Origin of the sequence: Patiriisocius sp. Uisw_047 (genome assembly GCF_047730165.1) — a bacterium.
GTDB lineage: Bacteria > Bacteroidota > Bacteroidia > Flavobacteriales > Flavobacteriaceae > Patiriisocius.
Map to the genome: position 1 here is coordinate 1,240,408 of NZ_CP159834.1, position 13,205 is coordinate 1,253,612.

A 13,205-nucleotide genomic window follows, 5' to 3' on the forward strand; every position below is an offset into this window, starting at 1 on the left:
ACAATGAAGTAATAGTTCTTCTTAGCATTTTTCTAAACTTGATTTGGAGTTTCCCAAATAGGATGTTTAGATTTCTAAAAGGTAACCTTTTAGAAGAGGTTGCAAGCAGTCAAATCTTCCCTCTACGTTCTGTGGGACAAAGGTACTGTTATTCTTATTCTTGATAAAGTTGTGTAGGACTATTTCTTAGGGAAGTCATAAAGTCTCGTTTTAATTGTTTCTGAAATATCATTGTGGAAAAGTTACGATAAGTCGTGGTATTTTCGGCTTGCTATTCTAAGGTCATTATGTACATTTATCTGCTTATTTATATGAAGAAAATGGTAAAGAAAGTCACCCCCTTAATGAAACAATACAACGCCATCAAGGTGAAGTATCCTGATGCCTTGTTGCTTTTTAGAGTGGGAGATTTTTACGAGACATTTGGGGAAGATGCTGTAAAGGCCGCCGGTATTTTAAATATCACGCTTACCGCAAGAAACAATGGAGGAGATCAAGTGGAGCTTGCAGGTTTTCCGCATCATTCTTTAAATACTTATTTACCTAAGCTTGTGATGGCGGGTTGTCGCGTTGCTATTTGTGACCAGTTGGAAGACCCAAAATTAACCAAGAACATTGTAAAGCGTGGTGTGACAGAGTTGATTACTCCAGGAGTTGCCCTAAATGATGACATACTGCAATCTAAATCTAATAACTTTCTTGCCGCCGTGCACTTTGGTGCTGCTGCAGGCAAGGCATCTCAGAAGGGAAGCAAGATAGGTGTTAGTTTCTTAGACATCTCGACCGGCGAGTTTTTAACTTCTGAAGGGAGCGCCGAGTATATTGATAAGTTGCTTCAAAACTTTAACCCGAGTGAAGTACTTTTTAGTAAGCAGAACCGGAAATTGTTTTCTGAAACCTTTGGTGATAATTTTCATGTCTTTCATTTAGAAGACTGGGTATTTCAAAAAGATTATGCAGATGAAGCTTTAAATAAACAATTTGACACCAATAACTTAAAGGGTTTTGGGATTGATCATCTAGAACAAGGCGTTATTGCCAGTGGTGCAGCTTTACATTATCTAGGCGAAACGCAGCATAATAAGTTGCAGCATATCACGAAGGTGTCCAGAATCGCCGAAGATGAGTATGTGTGGATGGACCGGTTTACCATTAGAAATCTTGAGCTGTATCACAGCAATCAACAGAATGCGGTGACCTTATTAGACGTGATTGATAAAACGATTTCGCCAATGGGCGGTCGTATGTTAAAACGTTGGATGGCATTGCCACTAAAAAATCTGGAAGCTATTACAAGAAGGCAAGAAGTGGTGAGCTACCTATTAGATGAACCATCGGTCTTAGATAAGATTAAAACAAATATCAAACGCATAGGAGATTTAGAGCGCTTAATATCTAAAGTAGCTACAGGTAAGATAAGCCCTCGGGAGGTTATACAGCTAAAAAATTCTTTAGAAGCTGTAATTCCAGTGAAGCATATTTCCGAAGCAAGCAAAAACGAATCGCTAAGAATTCTTGGAGAACAATTGCAGGAATGTGAGGTGCTCCGAAATAAAATAAAAGAAACAATAAACGAAGAAGCACCTGTTAATATCCTGAAGGGAAATGCAATCGCTTCTGGTTTTCACGAAGAACTAGATGAGTTACGCGCAATTGCAACAGGAGGGAAGGAGTATTTAAATAGTATGCTTGCCAGAGAAACCGAGCGAACGGGAATCACATCTTTAAAAATAGCGAGCAATAATGTGTATGGCTATTATATAGAGGTGCGCAATACGCATAAGGACAAAGTACCAGAGGAGTGGATTAGAAAGCAAACTTTGGTAAATGCAGAGCGGTACATTACCGAAGAATTAAAAGTGTATGAATCAAAAATTTTAGGCGCCGAAGAAAAAATAGGTGCTTTAGAACAGGAGATTTTTGCGAAACTCGGGCAATGGATGATACAATACATCGCTCCTGTACAGCAAAACGCGACTCTTATTGCAGAGATGGATTGCCTGTGTTCTTTTGCGACTCAAGCTAATGAAGCAAACTACACAAGACCCTTATTTGACGAGACAACAGACCTTGATATTAAAGACGGCCGTCATCCTGTGATTGAAAAACAATTACCGCCAGACGCTCCTTTCATTAGCAATGATGTGTTCTTAGATAGAGATAACCAACAGATTATAATGATTACTGGACCTAACATGAGTGGGAAGAGTGCTATTTTAAGACAGACAGCCTTGATTGTACTGCTCGCTCAAATGGGAAGTTTTGTTCCCGCGGGCGAGGTGAGAATGGGCGTCGTAGATAAGATCTTTACGCGAGTGGGTGCAAGCGATAATATAAGTATGGGAGAGTCTACTTTTATGGTAGAGATGAACGAGACAGCGAGTATCCTTAATAACATAAGTGAACGGAGTCTTGTGCTACTGGATGAAATAGGCCGCGGGACTAGCACCTATGATGGGATTTCTATTGCCTGGGCGATTAGCGAATATTTACACGAACATCCAAGTCATGCGAAGGTGTTATTTGCCACGCATTATCACGAGATTAACGAGATGACAGAGACGTTTGATCGTATTAAAAACTATAACGTTTCTGTAAAAGAATTAAAAGATGATGTATTGTTTCTTCGGAAATTGGTTCCGGGGGGTTCACATCATTCTTTTGGGATACACGTAGCAAAGATGGCAGGAATGCCGCAAGCTGTTTTAAATCGCGCCAATAAAATTTTAAAACGTCTAGAGAAAAGCCATTCTTCTGAGGAGCTCACTGATAAAATGAAACAAATAAGTGAAGAAGAAATGCAACTCAGCTTTTTTAAACTGGATGATCCTTTACTTGAAGAGTTGCGAGATGAGATATCAGGTATTGATATTGATACTTTAACCCCTGTAGAAGCCTTGATGAAATTAAACGAAATGAAACGGATGCTGGTGAAGCGCGCTAATGTGAAGTTGAAGAAGTAAGGGGTGGAATTAAAGTTGAAGACGAAGGCGAAAATATAAAAGAAGAAAGAGAACAAGGGGTTCCTGTCAGGTTGCTGATTAAAAACTATGGCATTGATTTTTTGTTCCTAATAAGAATTAGATACGAGCATCGTGCTTTTTAAATGCAAAAAGCCAAGTCTATCGACCTGGCTTTTTACTCATCTGTACTCGAGACGGGACTTGAACCCGTACGGACATTACTGCCCACTGGATTTTAAGTCCAGCGTGTCTACCAATTCCACCACTCGAGCGTGTTGAAGTGTTTTTTGTTATCCCTACTTTGGGATTTTCACTCCAGTATTGGTATTATCTACTTTGCAAATATAGTAAAGTCGAACTTAAAATAAGTAAGCAATCCTTACACTTTACAAATAAAATTACAACCTATATAAGATCATACTTTTGAGCGAAAAACGGGATTCGAACCCGCGACCTCCACCTTGGCAAGGTGGCGCTCTACCAGCTGAGCTATTTTCGCAATTTTATCTAAATGATGAAAGTCTTTAAGGTAAATTCATGATTTAAAACGGATGGCAAATTTAATATAAATTGTATTACTTCAAAGTAATATATCAAAAAAAAATAAAAATTAATCTGATGCTTTAATTAGCTAAAATTACATAGTTAAAATCGATTAATATTTAAATTAGAATCAATTACACTAATGACATTGTGAGTCTATTTGTGCTCCTGTAAATTATAATATAGCGGAGGTGCAGTTTAGCCTTATTTATTGTTCGCCAGCTATGATTCACTACTACTTATCCCCACATTTCTATTCGTCGAATTTACTGCGCGTCTTAAAAAGTATTTAATTAAATGATTCTTAATAGACATCATTGATTTCTTTTTGACCTATTTGCAATGCGTTTTAGAATTTACAACAGGAAAAAACAAAGGAATACTAAAAAAAATGTTTAATAAATAAGCGCGTTTACACGAACCTTAATTACAAACACCTAGAAACAAAAAATGCCCTTGAGTTTTCAAGGGCATTTTTATTTATTGTAAAGAGTGATTAGTTTAAACCATCAGTTCCATCCATCTCTTCTTTCATCTCTTCTCCTGCTTTCTCCATTGCATCACCAGCTTCGTTAGCTGCTTCTTCAACGGCGTCACCAGCTTCGTTAGCTGCGTCTTCAACGGCATCACCAGCTTCATTAGCTGCATTCTCCATTGCGTCTACTGCTGCGTCCATATTGCTGTCTGCTTCCTCTACTGCGCTTTCCACTGCATCTTCTACTTTTTCTTCTGTAGTTTCTCTACAAGAAGATACAGATACGATTAATGCTAAGGCGGCAAAAGTTGTAAGTACTTTTTTCATAATGTTAAATTTAAGTTAGTGTTTATTTATTTATTTATCAAAACTAAGCCATTTTTTGTACTGAGCAATGGCGTTAAGCCAATATTAATATCGTAAAATAAGAAAATATATCTAATTAGCAGCGTTAATAGCTTTTTAAGTCAAAAACCAAACTATCATCAGAACTTCTTTGGAATATATCCGATAAAAAGGAAATTTGCCTAGTAAAAATTTGGAATATGTCCTAAATACATTATATTTGGGAATGGAAAATAATCTTTCAATTGAAGCGCGTCGTTTTAAAAAAGTTCGTGAAGAACAAAAGCACACGCAGCAGTCCTTCGCTCAGTTGTTAGGTATAGGTGCAACCACCGCAGATATCGAACGAGGAAAAACTAAAATATCTGGGATCCTGGTAACAGAGCTTTTGCGACAGTTTGATATTAACCCGCTATGGCTTTTCGGAAAAAGCTACACGAAGATTGTTAATATAGATGGTGGCGATGTGAGCCCTAAGGTGGTGACATTAGATGTGGATCAAAATGAAACCATTGCTTTAGTAAATCAAAAAGCAGCTGCGGGGTATCCCCATAACATTCAAGATGTAGATTGGTATGAAACATTACCTGCGTTTAATATTCCATTACCTCAATATAGAAACGCTACCTATAGAGGCTTTCAGGTAGAAGGAGATAGTATGTTGCCTAATATAAAGGCTAACGAGTGGGTGCTTGGTAGAGCCGTGCCCAATGTAAGTGAAGCAAGCGATAGTAAAATTTATATCATAGTGCTTAAAGATTCTGTACTTGTTAAAAAATTACAAAAAGTACCCAACGCCCCTAATAAGGTGCGACTAATATCTTTAAACCCAGAGTACATTCCTATAGATGTGTCTGTCTTAGATATTCAAGAAATGTGGTTGGTAAACAGCAAGCTCACTTTTGGTATTGATGAGCCTAACGAGAGTGGATTACTAAGAGAGCTCCAGCAGTCAATGGAAGAACTTAAAGGACAAATTAATAAGCTAAATACATAACCGCTAAATGAATGTAACTGCGTTTAAAACAAAACAAAAAAAAATGAGCAAAACTGCATAAGTAGTAATGCTCATTTTTCTTGATAAAACCTAAAGCCTAGTTATTGTCGTCCGTTTTGATTTTGACACCATCATCGCTTGCCTCAATTTCAGAGCTGTTATCGCGAGCTTCTTGAGCTTATTCTCAATAGGTTCTATAGCGTCATCATCTGTCGCAATAATCTCGTCTTCTACATTTACTTCAATGGTTTTCTCATTTTTTGTGTCTCGATAATAAACAAAGGCTGAACTCAAAGTAAACAACACCGCTAAACTTAAAACTAATTTTTTATATTGTAAAGCCTGTTGTTATTGTTAAAGAATTGGATAAGCTAAATTCAAGCACGAAAATGAGCTTTTAACTATCTTAGCTAGTCATAAGGTTTTATTAAATATTTTTCTACATAATCATAAAAGAATAGCTTTAACTCAATGAACTTTAGTCATTTATTCTCCTTTTTAGAAACACTTCAAAAAAACAATAATAAAGATTGGATGGATGCACACCGCTCGGAATATGTCGCGGTGAGAGATGGATATATTGCCTGGTTAGAGCAGATGAACATAAAGCTCGCTGCGGTAGATTTAGATTACTTTGATACGCCCGGTAAAAAGGCGATTAACAGGATAAATAATAATCTAATGTTTCAGCCCAACAAACCTATTTATAAAGATCATTTTGGCGCTGGCTTAGATCAGGTGTCTAGACAAGGTGATTTTTATATTGAGATGGGGGTTCATGAGTGCTACATGGGAGGTGGTTACTGGCATCCATCTCCAAATATTTTGAAGAGCATTAGGGACGCAATCGATTATAATGGAGATGAATTTAAGGAGATACTTCATAAAGATTCGTTTAAAAAATGCTTCGGAAATATGATAGAAGGAAGCCAGTTAAAAACGTCGCCAAGAGGCTATGACGTCAGACATAGGCATATTGATTTGCTGCGAAGAAAGTCTTTTGCCGTATCTCATTATGTCACAAGAAAAGAAATAATGAAGTCAGATTTTGACCATAAAGTAATCGAAGTGTATAAAGAAATGGTTCCTTTTAGAAGGTATCTTAATAAAGCAATAACGGTGTAATTGTCCAGATTAATTAAGGGCAATTATACCGTTATTGTTGCAAATTTGAATACTGTTGAAATTGTAAATTCATAAAACAGGACTAATCGTCATTCCCTATTTTGTCAATTTCTTTAGCAACTTCGGTTGCTGCTCGCTCTAAAACCCCCTTAGATTTTTCTGTTGTTTCCTTAGTCTCTAAGCCAACTTCTTTTAAAATAGTCTTGGTCTTAGTTTCTCTACAAGAAGTATAAAATGCAGCTGATAATAGAAGAATCACTGCTGGGATAATACATTAACTACTTTGTGAAGTGAGCGCGTAAGCTATTGTTAATCAAAGGACTATTCTAGAAACAATAGTGTTTGTCGCTCCAGTATTACTATTAATCCAATGCTCACAAATCATTCCTGTTTTACTTCGAAAATGCCGATCATCCGCAAGTTTAGTCATTATCGTTGTACACTCTTCTGAGCTAGAAACAGAAAACAATCCAGCCAATGATTGAAGTCGCTCTGCTTCGGGAAACCTGTCGAAGTTTTTACCAATCACAACGGGTACACCAAAGGTGGCTGGCTCCAAAATATTATGCAGTCCATCAGTGCCCATCCCTCCACCTACGTAAGCGATATCTGCATAGCTATAGATTTTGGTAAGCAGACCCACCGTGTCTACAATAAGTAAAGCGGCTTGCGCAAGCGACTCGTCTGTCATTTGAGAATAACGAACGGCTGGTTTTTTAATCTTGTCAAGGAGCGCCTTAATGTTACTATTGTCTATCTTGTGGGGTGCGATCACAAAAGTTACGTTTATAGGAGATTGATTTATATACGCAATTAAAATGGCATCATCTTCTGGCCAAGTGCTTCCGCAAACTATGCAGAGCCGGTCTTGTTTAAATGTTTCCATAAAAGACAAATCATTGTTCATCTCAATCTGATGACTCACACGATCAAACCGTGTATCGCCGCTTACGGTGATATCTTTGAAGTCAATTGATTTCAATAAGATTTCTGAAGCAATATTTTGCACATAAAGATGGTCAAAAGTCTTAAGTGCCTTGCGCATTAAACCACCATATATTTTGAAGTAAGCTTGATCTTCTCTAAAAACCCCAGAAACTAGAGCAGCGGGGATTTGCTGTTTTTCAAGTTCAAAAAGATAATTAGGCCATACTTCATATTTAACAAAAAAGGCATAAACCGGATTAATAGCTTTAATAAATTTTCTAGCATTGCTTTTAGTGTCCATTGGCAGATAAACCGTAACGTCTGCCAATTTGTTATTTTTTTTCACTTCATAACCAGAAGGAGAGAAAAACGAAACAACCAGTTTATAGTCTGGATACTTTTTCTTCAACGCTTCCATGACGGGAACTCCTTGCTCATATTCGCCCAAAGAGGCGCAGTGAAACCAAATAGTGCATTCTTCACAGGTTAAAGTTTCAGAAATAATGGAAAATGTTTTTTTCCTTCCTTGCACAAATAACCGTAGCTTTTTACTGAAAAACTGAGCAACTTGAAGATGAAGATCTGCAGTATAAATTAAAAGGTTGTAGACATTGGTCATATGGCTAAAATACAAAAATGGTGTTTGAGTTACGACCGAGAATGTGATTTTAATAAGTAGAACGTCAAGGAGGTGCTTTCGTGTTTGTATTTTGTATTTTTGCCAAGCTAAAAGAAAAGATATTCGCTCTCTTGAGCAAAAATAACAAGATGTCCATCTTAATGGAAAGTGCTTATGAAAAAAATACAAATGGTTGACCTTAAGGGTCAGTATGAGCAAATAAAAGACCAAGTAAATAATGCAGTGCTTGATGTAATTGAGTCTACGGCATTTATTAATGGACCTGAAGTTCACGCTTTTCAAGCAGAACTAGAAGCGTACCTTGAAGTGAAGCACGTGATTCCTTGTGCAAACGGAACAGATGCTTTGCAAATAGCGATGATGGGCTTAGGTTTAAAGACAGGAGATGAGGTGATTACGGCAGATTTTACTTTTGCTGCGACGGTTGAGGTGATTGCATTATTGCAATTAACTCCAGTGTTAGTAGATGTAGACCCTGTAAATTTTAACATTGATATCGATGCCTTAAAAAAGGCAATTACACCTAAGACGAAAGCAATTGTCCCTGTTCATTTATTTGGACTCGCTGCAAATATGGATGCTGTGATGGAAGTTGCTGAGGAGCATAACTTATTTGTCATTGAAGATAATGCGCAGGGCATAGGAGCGAATTATACATCAAAAGATGGTTCTAAAACTAAAACTGGAGCAATAGGTCACGTAGGGTCTACTTCATTTTTCCCGTCTAAAAACTTAGGATGCTATGGAGACGGAGGTGCTATTTTCACTAATGATGATGATTTAGCGCACACTATTAGAGGGATCGTAAATCACGGAATGTATGTCAGATACCATCATGATGTAGTAGGAGTTAACTCGAGATTAGATAGTATACAAGCGACCGTGCTAAGAACAAAATTACCGCTTCTAGATACTTATAACACTAAAAGAAGAAATGCAGCTCTAAAGTACTCCGCGGCCTTATCTGGAAATAAAAACATAATCACACCTAAAGGAGTATGTGCGGTTGGGAATTCTATTTGCGAAACCTGTGATTGTCATGTTTTTCATCAGTATACATTGGTGGTTAAAAATACAGACAGAGATGGGTTGGTCCAGTTTTTAAACGAGAACGAAATTCCTTGTGGGGTTTATTATCCAATACCTTTGCACGCTCAAAAAGCTTATAAGGACGAGCGATATAATGAAGCAGGTTTTAAGGTGACAAACCAGCTAGTAAAAAAATGTATTTCTTTACCTATGCACACAGAGCTTGATGATGATCAAATTAAATTTATCACAGACAAGATTTTAGAATTTGTAGGAAAATAGATAATAAATAAAGCGCGCTAGAGGTCAATAAAATACCCAGTTAGGCTGGGCAGCACTATGAAAATACTTGTTACAGGTGGTTTAGGTTATATAGGCTCGCATACCGTTGTCGAATTACAAAATAACGGGTATGATGTGCTAGTGATAGACAATCTCTCTAATAGTTCTTTTGATGTTTTAGACCGTATCGAGTCTATCAGTGGCATTCGACCTCAGTATCAAGAATTAGAGTTGAGGGATAAACCGGCGGTGATTTCATTTTTTAAACAGAACAGCGATATCGACGCCATCATTCATTTTGCAGCCAGTAAAGCGGTGGGAGAGAGTGTGGAAAATCCATTGCTATATTATGAGAACAATCTAAATACCTTAATTTATTTATTACAGGAATGTGATGCACATAGTATTAATAGTTTTATTTTTAGTTCTTCTTGCACGGTATATGGCGAACCAGATTCACTTCCTATTACAGAGAGTGCGCCCGTAAAAAAAGCAACGTCGCCTTATGGCAATACCAAGCAGATTTCAGAAGAGATACTTATAGATGTGTGTAGTGTTTCTGAAACGTTAAACACCATCGCACTTCGTTATTTTAATCCTATTGGCGCTCACAACACGGCAGAAATAGGGGAGTTGCCAAAAGGCACTCCGCAAAACTTAGTCCCCTTTATCACACAAACAGCAGCAGGAATTAGAAAAGAACTTTCTGTATTTGGGGATGATTACCCAACAGTAGATGGAAGCTGTATACGTGATTACATACATGTAGTAGATCTTGCAAATGCACATGTTGTTGCATTAGAAAGGCTGCTCAACAAAAAGAACAAAGCGAATTACGAAGTGTTTAATATAGGAACAGGAAGAGGAAGCAGCGTACTAGAAGTCGTAAATGCCTTTGAAAAAGTGACCAATCAAAAACTCAATTACAAAATAGTAGATCGCCGTCCTGGAGATGTGGTATCTGTATATGCAGACACCAACAAAGCCAATGATGAACTAGGTTGGAAAGCAGAGAAATCTATGGAAGACGCCTTAGAAAGTGCTTGGAAATGGGAGAAGAAAGTTCGTGGAATATAGTCTATTTGATTTTAATTTATTTTACCTAATTACAAAAACATCCAATGCCTAAACAAGAACAAAAAGCAAGACTACATCCTCGTAACAAAAACCGGGAGCAATACGATCTAAAAGCATTGATCGCTGTAAAGCCAGCATTAGGCGAATTTGTAAAACCCAATAAATACGGAGATGACTCCGTAGAATTTTCAAATCCAAAGGCAGTGAAATTATTAAATCAGGCATTGCTGCATCATTATTATGGTTTAGAACATTGGGATTTTCCAGACACTTTTTTAACGCCACCTATTCCTGGACGAGCAGACTATCTGCATCACGTGGCAGATTTGCTAGGGGAGTCTAACTTTGGACGAATCCCTGAAGGAGACCTTATTACTTGTTTTGACATTGGGGTAGGCGCAAACTGTATTTATCCTATTATAGGAGTCGCAGAATACGGCTGGAATTTTATTGGATCTGATATCAACCAAGAATCTCTTGATATAGCTGAGAAGCATATCGCTGCAAACCCAATTTTAAAAGATAAGATAACATTAAAGTTACAAGAGAACTCAAAAGATGCATTCTTCAACATCATTGGGCGTGACGAAAAAATTGATGTGTCCATTTGTAATCCTCCATTTCACGCGTCGAGCGAAGATGCAATTGCTGGTACGAGACGAAAAGTAAAAAACCTAACAGGTGAAGAACAAGAAACTCCAGAACAAAATTTTGGAGGCATCCATCAAGAGTTAGTCTGCTTGGGTGGCGAACTTTCGTTTATCAAAAATATCATTAGAGAGAGTGAACGTTATGCGACCAATTGCTTTTGGTTTACCACTTTGGTTTCAAAGCAATCTAATGTAAGAGCCATTCAAAAGATTCTTAAAAAACACGAGGCTTACGATATAAAAGTAATCAAGATGGGTACAGGGAATAAATCTGTAAGAATGATTGCTTGGACGTTCTTAGCTAAAGAGGAACAGCAAGTGTGGCGGACACTGCGATGGAATAAGAAGGAAGCGTAACAGTTGTAGACTGGATATTAGTAATTTTCAGATTAGGCAAAATCATCGCTGATTATCTTGCTGTTCGATATTTAAATTTGCCTACCCGTTAGCGCTCCTTAAAATTAGTGATATACCATATTGTTGCCAAATTTTATTTGTCCCGACCCTAAAGGGTAGGAAAATTCTAACGCTATCTTAATTCGAGAGTAAGCCTATTTGCTAGGCATAAGTAAAGGCATCGTCGTATTTTAAAATTTTATAACATCTCACTTCCAACTTACAGCCAAAATCTAAATCTCATAAACCCGTACTTTCTTTTTCTTAAGGCGTTGGTTATTTACAAGCGGTAATAGGTGGCCAAGTGATACAGTCTTGACTGATACAAAAGCACAATCTACTTTAAGCTCAATAACGCCTAAGCCGTCTCTATCAAGTTTTCCTTGTTTAAAGAATAATCCTGCAATATCACCTTTGCTTATTTTGTCTTTTCGACCACCAGAGACAAATAAAGTACACCACTCTGAAGGTTTTGGCAGTGCAGATTTCCCTACTTTTTGTATTGGGTATTCCTCCATAAAATGAGGGAGTTTGTCTTCTTCATATTTCAGAATAAAAGCGGTACCGTTACTGTTCATACGAGCGGTACGACCATTACGGTGTGTAAATTCTTCTTGGCGTGTAGGCAAATGATAATGCACAATAAAATCAAGTTCTGGAACATCTATCCCCCTTGCTGCTAGGTCTGTGGCAAGTAAAATTTTATGCGTACCGTTTCTAAATTTTATTAAAGATCGTTCCCTGTCTTTTTGCTCGAGACCTCCATAAAAGGCACCGTGTGATATATTATGTTCAGTGAGATAATCGCTCACACGTTGTATCGTATCCTTAAAGTTACAGAAGATAATACCGTGCTGATCGCCAAGATGCGACATTAAAGCCACGAGTGTTTCTAGCTTGTCTTTGCTAAGAGAAATTACTTGTTTAATCTGCAATTGGGTCTCATTTCCGTCTAGATAATCAATCGTGATAGGGTTTTCAAGCCCTAAAAATGCGGGCATATGAAACCCAATCGTTGCGGAAGTCATGATTTTTTTCTCTACGTTAGGAAGAAGGTCTACGATTTCACTCATTTCTCCTTCAAACCCTATTTCTAAAGATTTGTCATACTCGTCAAGAACGAGCGTTTTTACAGCATCTGTAGAAAATTCTTCTCTTCTTAAATGGTCAGCTATTCTTCCTGGTGTTCCTATTAATAGTGCTGGACGATGCGCAATCTCTAGTCTGTCTTTAGAAGCTGGTCGACCTCCATAGACACAATTCACTTTAAACCCGGTCCCCATTTCGCGTAATACTTGCTCAATTTGGATGGCTAATTCTCGAGATGGAACAATGATAATAGTTTGTATTTCTTCGCAGTCTGCGTCAAGTTCGTTGAGAACTGGCAACAAAAAAGCGACAGTTTTGCCGGTTCCTGTTGGTGATAGCAAGATGGTTTCTTTACTGGCCATAATAGCCAACTTCGCTTCTTCCTGCATTGGGTTTAACTTTGTGATGCCCAATTTTCTTAAAATTTCGGCTTGACTTTTAAAATTGCTTTCCATTTTGCAAAGGTAATCGCTTGCTCACAGACTATCGCTCATGTTTTCTGAAATGTAATGCATTTAAAATCTGTCATCAGCTTGATTTTGTAAGGAACATTTTAAATAAATAAACCCATCACAAATGCGATAATTTTAGGGCGAGAAACAAAGCTTGGCTAAACAGTTCGTAATTTTAAAGCAAATATTATTGTTGTGTACAAAGCTCCAACCTA

The 13,205-nt window shown here is 37.5% G+C and carries 11 protein-coding genes and 2 tRNA genes; 6 read left to right on the forward strand and 7 right to left on the reverse strand.

The window, feature by feature from the left end; genetic code table 11:
* Positions 1-311 precede the first annotated feature (311 nt).
* Positions 312-2,963, forward strand: coding sequence for a DNA mismatch repair protein MutS (mutS, locus tag ABXT71_RS05490; protein ID WP_415373070.1), 2,652 nt, complete (start codon positions 312-314; stop codon positions 2,961-2,963).
* Positions 2,964-3,149: 186 nt separating this feature from the next.
* On the opposite strand, the gene ABXT71_RS05495 is transcribed toward mutS, so the two are convergent.
* The 3 genes from ABXT71_RS05495 to ABXT71_RS05505 all read right to left on the reverse strand — a co-directional run bounded on the left by ABXT71_RS05495 (position 3,150) and on the right by ABXT71_RS05505 (position 4,308).
* A tRNA-Leu gene (locus ABXT71_RS05495) sits at positions 3,150-3,235 on the reverse strand.
* A 154-nt stretch (positions 3,236-3,389) separates the two neighbouring features.
* Positions 3,390-3,462 (reverse strand) — tRNA-Gly (locus ABXT71_RS05500).
* Positions 3,463-4,002: 540 nt separating this feature from the next.
* Entirely contained in the window at positions 4,003-4,308 is a 306-nt protein-coding gene (locus ABXT71_RS05505; protein ID WP_415372843.1) for a hypothetical protein, read from the reverse strand.
* 244 nt (positions 4,309-4,552) lie between these two features.
* Between ABXT71_RS05505 and ABXT71_RS05510 the strand changes: the two genes are divergently transcribed.
* Positions 4,553-5,323, forward strand: coding sequence for an XRE family transcriptional regulator (locus ABXT71_RS05510; protein WP_415372844.1), 771 nt, complete (start codon positions 4,553-4,555; stop codon positions 5,321-5,323).
* A 90-nt stretch (positions 5,324-5,413) separates the two neighbouring features.
* Here the strand turns inward: ABXT71_RS05510 and ABXT71_RS05515 are convergent, their stop codons facing one another.
* Positions 5,414-5,617, reverse strand: a complete 204-nt coding sequence (locus ABXT71_RS05515; protein WP_415372845.1) for a hypothetical protein — start codon at positions 5,615-5,617, stop codon at positions 5,414-5,416.
* 177 nt (positions 5,618-5,794) lie between these two features.
* Here ABXT71_RS05515 and ABXT71_RS05520 point away from each other — a divergent pair, with 177 nt between their 5' ends.
* Entirely contained in the window at positions 5,795-6,448 is a 654-nt protein-coding gene (locus ABXT71_RS05520) for a DUF2461 domain-containing protein (RefSeq protein WP_415372846.1), read from the forward strand.
* A gap of 82 nt (positions 6,449-6,530) precedes the next feature.
* On the opposite strand, the gene ABXT71_RS05525 is transcribed toward ABXT71_RS05520, so the two are convergent.
* Together ABXT71_RS05525 and ABXT71_RS05530 are read right to left on the reverse strand one after the other, a co-directional pair.
* Positions 6,531-6,707: a hypothetical protein gene (locus ABXT71_RS05525; RefSeq protein ID WP_415372847.1), complete on the reverse strand. Its 177-nt coding sequence runs from the start codon at positions 6,705-6,707 to the stop codon at positions 6,531-6,533.
* Between the two features lie 54 nt (positions 6,708-6,761).
* Positions 6,762-7,994, reverse strand: a complete 1,233-nt coding sequence (locus tag ABXT71_RS05530; protein WP_415372848.1) for a 3-deoxy-D-manno-octulosonic acid transferase — start codon at positions 7,992-7,994, stop codon at positions 6,762-6,764.
* A 174-nt stretch (positions 7,995-8,168) separates the two neighbouring features.
* Between ABXT71_RS05530 and ABXT71_RS05535 the strand changes: the two genes are divergently transcribed.
* From ABXT71_RS05535 to rlmF, 3 genes are read left to right on the forward strand one after another with little or no spacing between them, the layout of a single operon-like run.
* Positions 8,169-9,326, forward strand: a complete 1,158-nt coding sequence (locus ABXT71_RS05535; RefSeq protein ID WP_415372849.1) for a DegT/DnrJ/EryC1/StrS family aminotransferase — start codon at positions 8,169-8,171, stop codon at positions 9,324-9,326.
* A gap of 57 nt (positions 9,327-9,383) precedes the next feature.
* Positions 9,384-10,403, forward strand: coding sequence for a UDP-glucose 4-epimerase GalE (gene galE, locus ABXT71_RS05540; RefSeq protein ID WP_415372850.1), 1,020 nt, complete (start codon positions 9,384-9,386; stop codon positions 10,401-10,403).
* Between the two features lie 44 nt (positions 10,404-10,447).
* Complete coding sequence (gene rlmF / locus ABXT71_RS05545) at positions 10,448-11,410, forward strand: 23S rRNA (adenine(1618)-N(6))-methyltransferase RlmF (RefSeq protein ID WP_415372851.1); 963 nt, start codon at positions 10,448-10,450, stop codon at positions 11,408-11,410.
* Between the two features lie 272 nt (positions 11,411-11,682).
* Here the strand turns inward: rlmF and ABXT71_RS05550 are convergent, their stop codons facing one another.
* Complete coding sequence (locus tag ABXT71_RS05550; RefSeq protein WP_415372852.1) at positions 11,683-12,993, reverse strand: DEAD/DEAH box helicase; 1,311 nt, start codon at positions 12,991-12,993, stop codon at positions 11,683-11,685.
* Positions 12,994-13,205: the final 212 nt, after the last annotated feature.